At 37.5% G+C, this 14,978-nt stretch carries 14 protein-coding genes; 4 read left to right on the forward strand and 10 right to left on the reverse strand.

Annotated elements, in window-relative coordinates:
- Positions 1-42: 42 nt before the first annotated feature.
- Positions 43-1,053: a LacI family DNA-binding transcriptional regulator gene (locus tag KE503_RS09295; RefSeq protein WP_249183021.1), complete on the forward strand. Its 1,011-nt coding sequence runs from the start codon at positions 43-45 to the stop codon at positions 1,051-1,053.
- 159 nt (positions 1,054-1,212) lie between these two features.
- Here KE503_RS09295 and KE503_RS09300 read toward each other — a convergent pair whose 3' ends face one another.
- Genes KE503_RS09300 through KE503_RS09315 form a run of 4 tightly spaced genes read right to left on the reverse strand, consistent with a single transcriptional unit; the run spans position 1,213 to position 4,996 of the window.
- Complete coding sequence (locus tag KE503_RS09300; protein ID WP_330621964.1) at positions 1,213-1,386, reverse strand: PTS glucose transporter subunit IIA; 174 nt, start codon at positions 1,384-1,386, stop codon at positions 1,213-1,215.
- 39 nt (positions 1,387-1,425) lie between these two features.
- Positions 1,426-2,040 (reverse strand): YczE/YyaS/YitT family protein, encoded by a 615-nt coding sequence (locus tag KE503_RS09305; protein ID WP_249183022.1) that lies wholly within the window; start codon positions 2,038-2,040, stop codon positions 1,426-1,428.
- Between the two features lie 14 nt (positions 2,041-2,054).
- Entirely contained in the window at positions 2,055-4,283 is a 2,229-nt protein-coding gene (locus KE503_RS09310) for an alpha-galactosidase (protein WP_212385062.1), read from the reverse strand.
- Between the two features lie 26 nt (positions 4,284-4,309).
- Positions 4,310-4,996: an MFS transporter gene (locus tag KE503_RS09315; protein ID WP_212385063.1), complete on the reverse strand. Its 687-nt coding sequence runs from the start codon at positions 4,994-4,996 to the stop codon at positions 4,310-4,312.
- Positions 4,997-5,168: 172 nt separating this feature from the next.
- Between KE503_RS09315 and KE503_RS09320 the strand changes: the two genes are divergently transcribed.
- The 3 genes from KE503_RS09320 (at position 5,169) to KE503_RS09330 (ending at position 8,384) form a co-directional block, all read left to right on the forward strand.
- Positions 5,169-6,014 carry an AraC family transcriptional regulator gene (locus KE503_RS09320; RefSeq protein WP_212385064.1) on the forward strand — a complete coding sequence of 282 codons (846 nt, stop codon included), beginning with the start codon at positions 5,169-5,171 and terminating at the stop codon, positions 6,012-6,014.
- A 97-nt stretch (positions 6,015-6,111) separates the two neighbouring features.
- Positions 6,112-7,599 (forward strand): putative DNA modification/repair radical SAM protein, encoded by a 1,488-nt coding sequence (locus KE503_RS09325; RefSeq protein ID WP_212385065.1) that lies wholly within the window; start codon positions 6,112-6,114, stop codon positions 7,597-7,599.
- 32 nt (positions 7,600-7,631) lie between these two features.
- Positions 7,632-8,384 carry a TIGR03915 family putative DNA repair protein gene (locus KE503_RS09330; protein ID WP_212385089.1) on the forward strand — a complete coding sequence of 251 codons (753 nt, stop codon included), beginning with the start codon at positions 7,632-7,634 and terminating at the stop codon, positions 8,382-8,384.
- Positions 8,385-8,454: 70 nt separating this feature from the next.
- Here KE503_RS09330 and KE503_RS09335 read toward each other — a convergent pair whose 3' ends face one another.
- The 6 genes from KE503_RS09335 to KE503_RS09360 form a co-directional block, all read right to left on the reverse strand.
- Positions 8,455-9,963 carry a xylulokinase gene (locus KE503_RS09335; protein WP_212385066.1) on the reverse strand — a complete coding sequence of 503 codons (1,509 nt, stop codon included), beginning with the start codon at positions 9,961-9,963 and terminating at the stop codon, positions 8,455-8,457.
- Positions 9,941-11,452: an alanine/glycine:cation symporter family protein gene (locus KE503_RS09340; protein WP_212385068.1), complete on the reverse strand. Its 1,512-nt coding sequence runs from the start codon at positions 11,450-11,452 to the stop codon at positions 9,941-9,943. The genes KE503_RS09335 and KE503_RS09340 overlap by 23 nt, the downstream gene beginning before the upstream one ends.
- 117 nt (positions 11,453-11,569) lie before the next feature.
- Complete coding sequence (locus tag KE503_RS09345; protein ID WP_212385069.1) at positions 11,570-12,421, reverse strand: (2Fe-2S)-binding protein; 852 nt, start codon at positions 12,419-12,421, stop codon at positions 11,570-11,572.
- The gene (locus KE503_RS09350; protein WP_212385071.1) at positions 12,411-13,541 is read right to left on the reverse strand and encodes an NAD(P)/FAD-dependent oxidoreductase; all 1,131 of its coding nucleotides are present in this window, start codon (positions 13,539-13,541) and stop codon (positions 12,411-12,413) included. Before KE503_RS09350 ends, KE503_RS09345 begins: the two co-directional genes overlap by 11 nt.
- Positions 13,542-13,859 (reverse strand): (2Fe-2S)-binding protein, encoded by a 318-nt coding sequence (locus tag KE503_RS09355; RefSeq protein WP_173782864.1) that lies wholly within the window; start codon positions 13,857-13,859, stop codon positions 13,542-13,544. It abuts the gene before it with no gap.
- A gap of 20 nt (positions 13,860-13,879) precedes the next feature.
- The gene (locus KE503_RS09360) at positions 13,880-14,965 is read right to left on the reverse strand and encodes an NAD(P)/FAD-dependent oxidoreductase (RefSeq protein WP_212385072.1); all 1,086 of its coding nucleotides are present in this window, start codon (positions 14,963-14,965) and stop codon (positions 13,880-13,882) included.
- Positions 14,966-14,978 lie beyond the last annotated feature (13 nt).

Here is a 14,978-nt window from a genome sequence, read left to right on the forward strand (position 1 = left end):
TAATGAGATAGATTAATATTTATGAGAAAGGATTTTATCTCCATGGCAACAATCAAAGACATTGCACAGAAAGCATCTGTTTCTGCTGCAACTGTATCAAGAATTTTAAACCAAGACGATACCCTGAGTGTAACCGACAAAACAAAACAGCGCGTTTTAAAGGTTGCCCAGGAATTAAATTATACAAAGCATCTAAAAAATGCCGTTGAAAAATCGATTTCTATCGGTATCTTTCAATGGTATTCTGTCTTTCAGGAACTGGAAGATCCTTATTATCAGGCAATCCGTGTCGGTATTGAAAAATATTGTGCCGATCATAATATCCACGTTGTCCGTGCTTTCCAGAGCGATTGCAATTATCCTGACACACTCAAGGATCTTCAAGGTCTGATTTGTATTGGTAAATTTAATAAATCTCAGATCAAGTCTTTTCAAAAACTTAATTCCAACACTATTTTTGTTGATATGAAGACACCAAAGATTTATTGTGATACGATCAATCTTGATTTCCAACAGGCAGTTACTGAAGCACTAGATTATTTGTATGATCTTGGCCATCGAAAGATTGCTTATCTTGGCGGGAAGGAAGTTCTCGCTGATAACAGTGTATATTTTGAAGAACGTAAAGATACCTTCATCAACTTCTGCCAGGAACATTCCATTGACCATGAATCTTTTATTTATGAGGGAGATTATTCTGCTGAATCCGGATATAGCATGACAAAACAAATGATTGCTGATGGCGACCTTCCAACCGCTATTTTCTCTGCCAGTGATCCTCTTGCAATCGGTGCAATGCGTGCTTTATATGAGAATGGTTATAAAATTCCAGATGATATATCCATCATTGGTTTTGATGATATCAGCGTTGCAAGTTTTTCAAACCCTCCGCTGACAACGATTCATACACCTGCTGAATTTATGGGAGAATATGCTGCTCATTATATTTTACTTCGGACAAAAGAAGATTCTCTGGAGCAGCAGACTCCGATTCGTCTGACACTTCCATGTAATCTTGTCGTCCGTAACTCTTGTGCTGCTCCTTGTAAATGATCATGATAGAAAAAGAAGGCATCAAAATCCTTTCTTAAGATTTTGATGCCTAATACATATGGGGTGATTGCAAATTCAAAAGACAGCCAGATTTCATCCATCTGGCTGTCTTTTCGTGTTCATATGTAGTTTTCGTTGTTTTTTATATTCTTTATGTTATTAAAACACAATTTCCATAATTTCTGTTTTCAGATCAAAATGTCCGATCACATCTCCTGCCTGAACATAGTCTCCAACTTTTTTCTCCAAATGGAAATAATCTTTCTCATAATTTACTGTGTCCAAGCCGATATGAATCAGCACTTCTACTCCATCTTCAGAGACAAATCCCACTGCATGTCCTGTAATTTCTCTACCTCATTTAACTTCATACTAATTGCCATATTTTATAACCAATTTCTCCATGCATTGAACTCGAAACACTTCAATTAATGGTCCCATACAAAACGCTGTAATAATTGTTGCAACTCCTACGATACTTCCAAATGAAAATCCAATTGCCACACAAATCACATCTGTCAAAACTCTGGCTGCTTTAAAAGGTATTTTTCTATTACTTATTTTTTCAATGATCACACCAAATGCATCATATGGTGCAATTCCCATATCTGCTTCCATGTACATCGCTGCTGCAAAGGAACACATAGTGACTGCAAAGATCATCAATAGAATTCTGATCTGCATGGATAGCATCTCTGGCTGCCCAAGACATTTTGTCAAAACAAACACTCCAAAATCTGCGATATATCCGATTCCAGCCATATTCACGATAGTCCCAGCCCCTATGCAGCTTCTTCCTTTCCATAAAACAAATATAAAAAGCATAATATTAACAAGCAGCTGATATGTTCCAAAACTGATATTCAAAAATCCACTTACTCCAAGATTCATGCATGTAAATGGATCTGTTCCAAATCTTGACATTCGAAGGATTGCCACAGCAATCCCCATCAATAGATTTCTCAGAAGCATCATTATAATTTTCATAGTCTTTGTATTCATTATTTTTCACCATGAAGTAAATAAATCTTAGACCAGAAATCTGTACATGTCTCTCCGCCATCTAAAACTTGTCCAGCGGATGGATCTGTGGTGATCATTCCAGCTTTCATAAGTTCACGTCCTGAATATACTCCATCAACACCTTCTATCGTATATTCCATTTTTTCATCCAATCCATGAAGGCGTAATCGACGATATGGGCAGTTCACATCATTTAAAATCTTATAATATCCCACGATCGCATCTTTTTTGTCTTCTGATACGACTATCCATGCCGCAATATTTCCTTCAAACGGACTTAACAGGCGATAAAATGTTCCCTTTTGAATCAAGCCTCGATACTGTTTTACAAATTCTACCTGCTTTTTAATTTCTTCTTGTTCTTCTTCTGATAATTTTGCAATATTTAATTCGTAGCCAAACGCTCCAAAATATGCAACATTCGCTCTTGTAGATAATGGTGTATTTCTAAACAACTGATGATTTGGTGTTACTGATACATGAGCACCCATACTGCTTAATGGATATGCCATACTTGTTCCATATTGAATCTTAATACGCTCAATCGCATCACTATCATCACTTGTCCATGTTTGTGGTGCATAGTAAAGCATTCCTGGATCAAAACGTCCTCCTCCACTTGCACAAGATTCAAACAAAATTTCTGGAAAACGTTTTGTTAAACGATCATAAAGATCATATACACCAAGAATATAGCGATGGAAAATCTCTCCTTGCTGATTTGCTGCCCATCCTTTGCTGAAACATTCTGTGATACTTCGGTTCATATCCCATTTTATATAAGATACTTTTGCATCTGCTAATAATTTTTCCATCTGATCATAAATGCAATCAACAACTTCTTTTCTTGAAAAATCTAATACAAATTCATTTCTTCCATGAGAACATTTTCTTCCTGGAGTTTCGATGCGATAATCTGGGTGTTTTCGAAATAGATCACTGTTTTCGTTTACCATTTCTGGTTCAAACCATAATCCAAACTTCATGCCACATTCTTCTTCAATTCGCTTGGATAATCCAGAAATACCATGCTCTAATTTATTTAAATTAGCAAACCAATCTCCCAGTCCTTGTTTATCATCATTTCTTGTCCCAAACCATCCATCATCTAAAACAAACATTTCAATTCCAGCTTTTTTTGCTGATTTTGCAATCTCTACGATCGTATCTTCATTAAAGTCAAAATAAGTTGCTTCCCAGTTATTGATCAAAATCGGACGTTCCTTATCTCTCCAGTATCCTCTGGCCAGTCTTGTACGGAATAATTTATGGAACGTCTGACTCATTCCATTTAACCCATTTTCTGAAAATGTGATGATTGCTTCTGGTGTCTGGAAAGATTCTCCTGGCTCTAAATGCCATTGAAATCCCATTGGATGAATTCCCATAAGTATTCTTGTCACATCATAGGTATCGACTTCTGCCTGCATTAAGAAATTACCACTGTATACAAGACTCATACCAATGACATCTCCCTGAAATTCATCCGCAGATGGTCTTTTTAATGCAATAAACGGATTATGGTTATGACTTGAATTTCCTCGAAGACTTCCTACAGATTGAATTCCCTGCTCTAATTTTCTTGTCTTAATCTCTCGTTCTCTTGCCCAGGCTCCTGATAATTGTATCCACTCGTAGTCTTTATCTGGAAGATCTAAGCACGCACTCATCGCTCTTGTAAGATCAAAAGACTGATCTCCATCATTTTCAATGTGCATACTTCTTGTGATCACTGGAAAATCTCTCATGATCGTATAGTATAATGTCATTTTCGCCCCAGTAAGCGAATCTCTTAAAATGATCTCTAATGTCTGTGCTTCTTCTTTTTCTTCTACATAAACAGCTGGTAATCCTTGAAATTCTGGTTTTCCATCATAAATCTTATGGCTTTCATATACAAAATCCGAAATACGACTTCCATTTTCCTGCAAGATCTCAAAAGCAGGTTCGCGGTAATCTGTTGTTCCATATGATGGATATTCCTGTTTTAAATGTTCGAGGGAATATGTAAGATTTCCCTCAAACAAATAAGATGACATTGGTCGATGCATTGTTTCTATATAATATCCAAAATCTTCTTTATCCGGAATCGCACTTCCATAATAAAGCTGTCCGATCTGTCCATTTTTCAGTACTTTCATAATATAGCTGACAGATTCATTTTTCAGATGAAATTCCTGTGATGTCTCGTGATAAAAAATACTCATAAAAGTTCTCCTACTCGTTTTAATTTTTAGGCCTCATGAACTACATTTAATTCTTTGACCATGTTATTTAAATAATCACCTTTTAATTTATATGCTTTTGCATAAATCAGATAACTGATCACTGCAAATACCATCGGAATGACGATCATGATGATTCTAATTCCATTTAATGTTGCTGCTGACTGCTGTGGTAATGATGCATTATAGCCTACCATTGCAAGTCCTACACCTGTTAACAGACCAGATACTGCCTGAGATGCTTTCATTAAAAATGTCTGTGTAGAACAAATAATACTTTCATTTCTTGTTCCAAATAATAATTCGTTGTAATCAATAACATCTGCGATGCAAACTGTTACAACTCCAAGTTCAAATCCTGAACCAAGTTTTAAGATTCCAGCTCCTAAGATTACGAATAATGGATTTGTTGGTGCCACAAAACCTGCAACTGCATTTAAAAGTGTTCCGACCAATAACCACGTTCTAAATTTGCCAAATCGATTATGAGTGTTATCAACAACCAATCCCATCATCGGATCATTGATCGCATCCCATATTCTTGCTACAAAAAATAATGTTCCTACAAAAGCTGGTGCCAAAAACAAAACATCTGTAAAATAGAACATTAAGAAATCACCTACAAAACAACAGATAGCGTCCTTTCCAAGCGCTCCAAAGCCAAATGAAAATTTTTCTTTTTTTGTTAAATTCATCGTTTTTCTCCTTTTTGATTGCAGGGCCCTTATTTTTTCCTTCTCTCATGACGTACTTAAAGTATAGCATCAATATGACATTATAGTTATGAAGTTTTGTTTTATATTTTTGTCAAAATGTTGAATAGCTTTGATAAATATTTTATAGTAGTCAAAGAAATGGAGGTAATTTATGGAACAAGCACAAGTATTAACATTTTTAAATAACGAAAATCGTGATCTTCTATTACAATTTTGTGGGTACTCTACAACCGAACCTCTTCACAGTTTTGGACCTGTAGTACGTCCACATTATATAATTCATTTTGTATTAAATGGAAAAGGTATTTTTCAGATTCGCGAAAAAACTTATCATTTAGAAACCGGACAAGGATTTTTGATCGAGCCAGATGAACTTACTTTTTATCAATCCGATGCACAAGAGCCTTGGGAGTATCTATGGATTGGATTTAATGGAAAAATGGTTCCTGAATTTTTAAAGCAGATCGGTCTTTCATCGGCGCATCCAATTTTTCATTGTGACAAAAAAAAGGAATTATATTGGTTAGTAAACGATATGTTAGTCCATTCAAAATCTAATTTTTCCTCTGATCTTCGCAGAACTGGATTATTATATGAATTTCTTTCTATTCTTGCCTTAAATCCTTTGGAATCTGATCAACAAGTTGATTCTGAATATATGTATATCAATCAGGCAATTGAATATATTAAAAATAATTACTGGGACGGAATCCATATTTATGATATTGCAAAGTATCTTTGTATTGACCGTAGTTATCTTTATTTATTATTTCATAAGTACTTAGAACAAAGCCCTCAAGACTATCTTGCTACATTTCGATTGACGAAAGCTTCTGAATTGTTATCAACAACGACTCTTTCTATTGAAAGTATCAGTAATTCCTGCGGTTATGGTGATTCTGCTACATTTTCCAAAGCATTTAAGCGTTGGAAATCTATGTCTCCTTCGAAGTATCGAAAACAGAAGAGAGCTTCTGGAACTGTTCTTAGTAATTAATTTCATAACGAATCGCCCGTTTTTTAAATTTGCTAAATTCCTACTTTTATGTTAATCTAATATCAGAACATACATTCGAGAACAGGAGGCGTCTATTATGGAAATCTCATCAAAAGATTTATCTTTAAATGAAAAATTGAAGATCTTAGCTGATGCAGCAAAATACGATGTTGCCTGTACTTCTAGTGGTTCTTCTCGTCGCGGGAAAAAGGGAATGCTAGGAAATACGGAGGCAGCAGGAATCTGTCATAGTTTTTCTTCGGATGGGCGCTGTGTTTCATTGCTTAAGATCTTACTTAGCAATGAATGTATTTATGATTGTAAGTATTGTCTAAACCGAGTAAGTAATGACAGGGTTCGTACAACATTTACTCCGGAAGAGATCTGTACACTTGTTGTAGAATTTTATCGAAGAAATTATATTGAGGGATTGTTTTTAAGCTCTGGGATCGTGAAGAGTCCGACTTATACAATGGAATTGATGTATCAGGCGATTTATCTGCTTCGTACAAAGTATCATTTTAATGGATATATCCATGTGAAAGCGATTCCTGGGGCTTCGGATGAATTGATCACGAATATGGGATATCTTGTCGATCGTATGAGTGTGAATCTGGAACTTCCTACAATTGATGGACTTAAGAAACTGGCTCCTCATAAGAATCCAAAGAAACTTGTTGCTCCGATCCGCCAGATTCAGAATGGGATTGTCGATCATCGATTGATGATCGGGAAAGATGCCTCTATGGAACGTTCTCGAAGTAATAAGTATTTGAAGCATACGATCTTTCAGGAGAATCCTTATCAAAGGATTCAATCAGGGCGTTCTCCACTTGCTCTTGCTGATCCTTCTCTTAAGAATGCTTTACGCTCCAATGGCAAACCTGCACCTTTTGTCCCAGCTGGTCAGAGTACACAGATGATCATTGGTGCAACTGGGGAGAGTGATCTGCAGCTTTTATCAACAACGCAGAAATTATATCAGCAGTATGACTTGAAACGTGTATTTTATTCTGCTTATGTTCCTTTGAACGAGGATTCTAATCTGCCAGCTCTTGGAACTGCACCGCCGCTTCTTCGGGAACACCGTCTGTATCAGGCAGACTGGCTGCTACGGTTTTATGGATTTAAGGCAGATGAATTACTTTCTGTAGACCGGCCGAATTTTAATACGATGCTTGACCCAAAGTGTGACTGGGCACTTCGTCATCTGGATATTTATCCGGTTGAGATCAACCGGGCTTCTTATGATGTATTACTTCGTGTTCCAGGAATCGGGACAAAGTCTGCGTTTCGTATTGTGAAGGCACGCAAACATGGAACTCTTAATTTTGAACATTTAAAGAAGATGGGAGTTGTTCTAAAACGTGCGAAATACTTTATTACTTGTAGTGGGAAAATGATGTATCGGATACCGATCGAGGAAGATTTTATTACCAGGCAGCTGATCGGTGAGGATGGAAAGCAAAACTGGGAGATCGATCATCCACAGACCTATCGACAGCTTTCTTTATTTGATGATTTTAATTTTCAATCGGAAGTTACTGTAGAAGATTCTTCGAAAACTTTGTTTGGACAGATGTAATTTTCGTTATTTTTTGTATTCTGGAGGATATGATGACTGTTTTTACCTGTGAAGATAATTTTGATGCGATGATGACCTGTATTTATGAGGCCTGGGCATCAAGACTTGGGCATTCCAATATTAAATTGAAGACAGAACCGATTGGGAATCTGGAATTATTCTGTGATTATCGGCATGTGGATGCCGATCCTGAGAAAACTGCCAGTGTCGTTCGTTCTATTAAGAGTAAGATTTCTTATCAGGCTTATATTATGATCTATGAAGCTGCGATGTCTGATGTTGAAGATAAGTTGGATACCATTTATCGTTTTATTGTTGCTGGATTCCATTATGGTGCTCATGTTGTGGATTTTCTTCAGGAACCTGTGGTTATGCGGATGTTTGAATTGAAACGTAAAGTTGGAAATGAAGCTCATTTTCATGTGGAATTTATCCGATTTGCGAATATGCCTGGGGATGTGTTGGTAAGTCATATTGAACCAAAGAGTAATGTATTGACTTTAGTTGCTCCGCATTTTTCTGATCGTCTGCCTTCTGAAAACTGGATGATCATTGATGACAAACGCCTCATTGCTGTCGTTCATCCTGCAGATCAAGATTATTATTTAACAACACTTTCAAAAGAAGAAATGGACCGGCTGTCCATTCAGACAGACGATCCGTTTATTGATCTATGGAAAGACTTTTTCAATACAATTGGGATTAAAGAACGAGAAAATCATCCGTGTCAGAGGAATCTGATGCCTTTGTGGTATCGGAAACATATGACAGAATTCAAATCTTAGGATTTATTTGTGTTTTGTTAATTGGAGTAATTCATACTATAATATCATTATTTTTATATGAGTGTTATTGTTAAAAAGTTGGATTTAATACCTTGGTAATCTCTACATATTTTTCGTAAACTTGTTGGTATATTTGTTCATTTTCTTTGTTTGGTTCATATATTTCTTTTACCTTTACAAATTGATCAGCTGCTTCTTCTACAGAATCCCAGATTCCATTTGCCACTCCTGCTAAGATCGCACATCCCATACATGCAGTACTTTCGCTGTTGTCTATGACTTTCACTGGAATTCCCAGAATGTCTGCTTTAATCTGACACCATGCTTTTGACTTTGATCCACCTCCAAGAGAACGGATCTCTGTCATGGTTGCTCCTAATTTTTTCTCACATTCTAACATCCTTTTTAACGCAATGGCAAGTCCTTCCATGATTGCCCTTATAAAATGACCTCTATTATGTCCCGCATGGATTCCATAGTAGACACCTTTCGCATTTTCATTTAATTCAGGAATTCCTGATCCTTGAAAATATGGAAGCATGATCAGTCCATCTGCTCCTGGTGGTGTTGCTTTTACCATTTCATCCATCTGGGTATATGCATTCAGTCCTGTTTCCTGCTCTATTCTTTTTTCTTCATCACAAAATGTATCTCGATACCATTTCATGATGATCGAACCTGTGCAATATGGCTGATACATGTATTTCCCGGCGATCGCACTACACAATGTCGGAACATCTCCTTTTGACTCTGGATTTAACTGATCGATCGTTGCCACAGTTACAAGTGCTGACCCTGTACTTTCTGATGCAATTCCTGATTTTATATTACCTGCACCGATCGCACCACATCCTTGATCAAATGCTCCCACATTGATCTTTGTCTCTGGATCTAATCCAAATTCTTTTGCTGCGCTCTCGCTGATCGTTCCCAGTTCTGTTCCTGGTTCTTCTAACTTTGGAAGATATTCTTCTTTGATTCCTGTATATGCAAGCATTTCTTTCCAGTAACAGCGATTTGTAATATCAAAAAATCCATGATCACTTGCTGTTGAATGATCTGTATAGTATATTCCTGTCAGTTTAAAGATAAAGTAATCCTTAATCTGTGCAAACATTCTTGTCTTTTCAAAGATTTCTGGTGTTTTATGTTTCACTGCAAGAATCTTACTTACCGGATGGATTGCATATATTCCATCAAATCCAACTTTCTTTATGATATCTTGTTTCTCAAACTGCTCTGTTAATTCTTTTGCTTCCTTCGTTGCTCTTGTATCCATCCATGCAATTACTTTACATAGAGGCTTATTATTTTCATCCAAAAACACGCAGGTTTCCGCAGTTGATGAAAACCCAACACATTTGATATCTTTTACTGGTACTCTTGCATTTTTAACAGATTCTTTGATGGATTGTTTGAATGCCTCTTCATATAGAGAAAGATCTGCTTCCACTTCGCCACTTGGAAGTGTTGTCAATGGATATTCGCTTGTTTTTGTGCCATAAATCTCACCATCTTCTCCGATGACTGCTGCTTTAATCGCTGTTGTTCCGATGTCAATTCCCAGTATGTACTTCATTGTCTCCCTCCTTAGCAATCTTGTCCGCGTTGATCTCCATCCAGAGATCTGCATTTTTAATACCTAATTTCTGAGGATTAAAGACAGGTTTTTCAATTCCTGCTTTTCTTTGTGCCATATAATCGTCGAAAATCTTCTTGATCGTTGGTGACATGATCAATAATACGATCACATTAAACCATACCATCAATCCAACACCTACTTCTCCCGATGCAAAACTGGTTGCTGCAGATTGAATCGCAAAGTAATAAAAAATCAATGGCATTGCAATTCTTAATCCCCAGATTGCTATTTTCCTTGTTTTTGGAGATTGTTTATATAACATATAAGCAATTGCTGTTTCTCCTTGATAGTAATAATTTAGTAATGTTGTAAATGCAAAGAAAAATAAGAAGAAAGCTAATAAGATACCTCCAAAATTTCCAGGAAAAATAGAATTTAATGCTTCCTGTGTCCAGGCAATTCCAACTTCAGCTGATCCACTTGCCACATTTGCTGAACCTTTCCCTATATAAAGATTTGCTCCTGTCTGATCCAGAACATTAAAACAATCCGTTAAGATGATCATTAATGCTGTACAAATACATACAAAAAGATCAATATATACAGATAATGAATTGATCAAGCCCTGTACACCCGGATGAGAACACTCAGTTGCAGATGCTGCTGGAACGGCTTCTCCCATACCTGCTCCTGAGGAATTTACAGATCGTTTTACTCCCCATAAAACAGCACTACCTAATAATCCTCCAAACATTGCATGTTGTCCAAAAGCACATCTTATGATCAAGCTAAAAGCTTCTGGTATTTCCTTGATCCTTAGGATCATTACAATGACGGTCATTAAGATAAATCCAATCGTCATAAATGGTACGATCAATTCTGCGGTCTTTGCAATACGCTTAATTCCTCCAGAAATTACAAAGAATAATAAAACTGCAATGATCGCTCCTGTAATATACTGTGATACTCCGATACTATTTTTAAAGCCACTTGTAATTGAAAATGCATGAGGTGCTACTGTAAGAATTGGGACACAGATAAATGTTAACAATGCATATACGACCGCAAGCGGTTTGATCCCTAATCCTCTTTCTATATAATAATATGCTCCACCTCGATATTCTCCATCCTGTTTGATCTTATAACACTGACCAAGAGAACATTCTGCATAAGAAATTGCCGTATCAAGAATGGATGTTACCAACATCCAGAAAACTGCTCCCGGTCCACCGCTTAAGATCGCTACCGCAACTCCGGCAACATTTGCCGTACCAACACGATATCCGATAACCGTACAAAATGTTGCAAATGGTGAAATTCCTGCATCTGAATCATTTGCTCCGAATAATAACTGAATCTGATGCTTGATATTTCGAACCTGAACTCCTTTTAAAATGATCGTAAAAAATACTGCCGAACCTAAAATTAAAAATATGATTGGATTTGACCAAACAATCGTATCCAGCTTGATAAAAAACTCGCCCATTATGCTCCTTCCTTGCCTTATTCTATGTAGACATAAACATAATCACTCCTTAGCTCTATTATACCAAGTGGAAGCTAATGCTTCCACTTGATCTTCCTGTTTATATTATCTAGTCAATTACCAGTCATGTTCAAACATCTCTTCTTGTGCCTCGATATCAAGAGATGTATATCCTGTCAGTTTGATCGGTCTTACCGGTCCTCGTTTTGTTGCCTGTGGAACTTCACTTGGTGCTACTTTCAATTCTGCTGCAATGATACGTTCAATGGTTTTTGCACAGTTGCGTCCCTGACACATTCCCATACCAGTTCTTAACAGTCGTTTCACTTCATTAACACTGGTTGCACCATTTCTAACTGCTTCAATTACTTCCGCTTTTGTAATTTCCTCGCAACGGCACACATACATCTCATCGTTGTCAATAGCATCAATTGCTGCCTGATCCACTGCTTTATTTTCTTCTTCATCCGCAATTCTCTTTCCATCTACAGAAATATTACGGACTTTCATTCCATATCCTTTTGGAACTTTTACTTCAATTACCGCAGTTCTGTCATTTTTCTTTGTCAAAACAACTCTTACAATAACTGCTTTGATCACATATTTTCCATCTCTTGAAAGTCCATAAACTTCCTGATCTTTCTCTGGAAGCGGATAATATTCATATGGAAGTGTTACTGTATCATATTCTTCATGTGACATATCCACAAGAAAACATGCCTGTCCCGGACACTGTGCCACACACAATCCACATCCAATACATTTTTCCGGATCCACAACTGGAAGATTTGTAATCGGATTTCCAATGGAAATCGCATGATGTGGACAGGCACTTTCACATGGATTACATGGAATATTCTGTTTACACTCGATAACTACACATTTTTTGTTATTTAATACTTCAATTCCAGGAAATCCAGGAATGTCCATAACTTCTTCTAAATCTAAAAATCCATCTTTAGCAAGCACTGTTCTTCACCTTCCATTCTTCCATCTGCTCTATGATCTGTTCCTTCGCATCATGACGGCCCTGTCCAAAAGGTCCTGTTCTAAGCTGATCTAATGAATTCCATACATTTTCTTTGGCTTTCGCTGCTTCTTCTTTGCTGAGCTTTCCAAGTGCTTCGGCTGCTGCGATTCCTGCAAGTTTTCCTTCTTCGATCGCTGAGGATGCTTCTTCCACTCCAGAAGAGTCTCCTGCAACATAGATTCCCTCTTTTGTTGTTTCCATATTTCGATCATGCATTGGAACCTGTGCACCTAATCTTCCAGCATTCACAAATGTGACATCTGCCATGGATGGTAATCCAATATCTGGTGTCAATCCGACTGCAATTCCGATCACGTCACATTCAATGAATTGTTCTGTTCCTGGAATTGGCTGAAATTTATTATCAACTTCCGCAACGATCGCTCCTTTAACTCCTGACATATCTTCATTTGGTACTGCTTCCAAAACTGTATGTCCTACATATAAAGGAACTCCTGCTCTTCTTACTTTTCCTGCATGGACACCATAACCACCAAGCTGTGGTGCAGCTTCGACAATTCCTGCTACATCGATTCCTGCCTGTAATAACTGATATGTTACGATCAGTCCTACATTTCCTGATCCGATCATTAAAACTCTTTGTCCCACAGATACTCGATGTACATTGATCATCGTCTGGATGGCACCAGCTCCTACAACTCCTGGTAATGTCCATCCTGGAAATGCCAATGGGTTTTCACTTGCTCCTGTCGCCATAATGACTTTCTTTGGATGAACGATCATTCCTTCTTCTCCGTTTACAGCAAGAGCAACCCCTTCTCCATTTGGATAAAATCCATAGGCAACCGTATTTAACATAACTGTCACTCCAAGTTTCTCCACTTCTTCTAACAGCTGTGTTCCAATATCGACACCTCTGGTTCCTGCTTTATGTCTTCTTGAACCAAAGAATTTATGAATCTGTTTAAATAACTGTCCGCCAGGCTTATTATTTTCATCAACCACTAGTACTTCGGCACCACATTTTGCAGCTTCAATTGCTGCGGAAAGCCCTGCAGGACCTGCGCCGATCACGAGAATTTCAATATCTTTCTTCATCTACGCTTCCTCCCATTTTCCAAGACCATCCTGAGTTTCTACTACCATACCAGCTTCCACTGGTGTTACACATGTACGTACGTTTGGATCACCATTGACTGTCATAACACAGTTTGTGCAACGCCCAATTCCACAAAAATATCCTCGTGGTTCATGATGTTTCTGGCTGATATTTGATACTTTAATACCCTCCGCAAGGAGTGCTGAAAGGATTGGTTCTCCTTCCACTGCAGGGATTTCTTTTCCATCGACAATGATCGTAACCATCTTCTTTTCTTCAAGATCTCCCAAAATAATATGGTTTTCTATTCTGGACATATCGTTCCCTCCTTACCGATCTACACTTCTTTTACATTAAAATATTCTTCACCATTCATACATTTGATCGCTTCTGCAGCAGCTCCTGGTCCAATGCAGTATCCACAGAAACCTGTGACTGCATAGTATACACCTGGATATTTTTCTACTTCCCCGATATAAGGAAGTCTTTCTGGCGTAAATCCTTCAAATCCTGACCAGCTGCGCAGAATATTTAACTTCTTCACGGAAGGAATGATATTTTGCGCTTCTCTTACATTAAAACACAGACCATTAATGGAAACATCTTTTTTCTTATCATCTTTGTTCAAATCTCCATATCCTTCACGTCCACCACCGATCAAAACAGAACCTTCTGCTGTCTGCTTCATCGTCATCGTTGGTGTTGTGATCGTATAATCTATAAAATGAGGTGCTTTCTCTGTCACGGTGATCATGTTATGTTTTTCTTCTAATTCAATATGAACACCCATCTGATCCAACAGCCATGGAGACCGAATTCCTCCTGTGATCAAAATCTTCTTCGCCTGATATACCTGTCCATCTTCTGCATATGCCAGATATCCATTCTCTTTAGATGTATGAATTTCTTTGATAAACTGATGGTCATAAAATTCACATCCAAGCTCTTTCGCTTTCATAAGAATTGCAACTCCAGCCTTCAATGGATTGGAATATCCTGACATTGGACTAAAGTTTGCTGCGATCACATTATCACAGATATATGGTATCTTCTCTTTGACCTGTTCTTTATTTAATCGTTCGATCGGAAGTCCTAGTTTGTTAAAACGTTCTTCCTGTTCATCTAACATTTTTAAATCTTCTTCTCTTAATACACAATAAAGTCCGCCTGTTCGATGATATCCACAATCAATTCCATCTTCATTTTGGAACATATCCCATAACTGTGCTGCCAGTACATGCATTGGCAGAGATTTTGGAGGCTGCTGGAGGAGTTCCATTCCTCCAGCATTAACTCCAGAAGCTTCGTTACATGGATAACTTTTATCCACGATCGTTACTTTTTTTCCATCTTTCGTCAGCAGATATGCAGCACTACATCCAACAATTCCGGCACCTATAATCAAATAATCTGTCTTTCTCACAAGAACCCTCCTT

This window comes from Anaerostipes sp. Marseille-Q3525 (assembly GCF_018223505.1).
Lineage (GTDB): Bacteria > Bacillota > Clostridia > Lachnospirales > Lachnospiraceae > Anaerostipes > Anaerostipes amylophilus.

What these genes read in the sequence shown, in the direction of transcription:
- KE503_RS09295 (WP_249183021.1), top strand. Translation starts at nt 43, where the DNA reads ATGGCAACAATCAAAGACATTGCACAGAAAGCATCTGTTTCTGCTGCA.
- KE503_RS09305 (WP_249183022.1), bottom strand. Translation starts at nt 2,040, where the DNA reads ATGAAAATTATAATGATGCTTCTGAGAAATCTATTGATGGGGATTGCT.
- KE503_RS09310 (WP_212385062.1), bottom strand. Translation starts at nt 4,283, where the DNA reads ATGAGTATTTTTTATCACGAGACATCACAGGAATTTCATCTGAAAAAT.
- KE503_RS09315 (WP_212385063.1), bottom strand. Translation starts at nt 4,996, where the DNA reads ATGAATTTAACAAAAAAAGAAAAATTTTCATTTGGCTTTGGAGCGCTT.
- KE503_RS09320 (WP_212385064.1), top strand. Translation starts at nt 5,169, where the DNA reads ATGGAACAAGCACAAGTATTAACATTTTTAAATAACGAAAATCGTGAT.
- KE503_RS09325 (WP_212385065.1), top strand. Translation starts at nt 6,112, where the DNA reads ATGGAAATCTCATCAAAAGATTTATCTTTAAATGAAAAATTGAAGATC.
- KE503_RS09330 (WP_212385089.1), top strand. Translation starts at nt 7,632, where the DNA reads ATGACTGTTTTTACCTGTGAAGATAATTTTGATGCGATGATGACCTGT.
- KE503_RS09335 (WP_212385066.1), bottom strand. Translation starts at nt 9,963, where the DNA reads ATGAAGTACATACTGGGAATTGACATCGGAACAACAGCGATTAAAGCA.
- KE503_RS09340 (WP_212385068.1), bottom strand. Translation starts at nt 11,452, where the DNA reads ATGGGCGAGTTTTTTATCAAGCTGGATACGATTGTTTGGTCAAATCCA.
- KE503_RS09350 (WP_212385071.1), bottom strand. Translation starts at nt 13,541, where the DNA reads ATGAAGAAAGATATTGAAATTCTCGTGATCGGCGCAGGTCCTGCAGGG.
- KE503_RS09355 (WP_173782864.1), bottom strand. Translation starts at nt 13,859, where the DNA reads ATGTCCAGAATAGAAAACCATATTATTTTGGGAGATCTTGAAGAAAAG.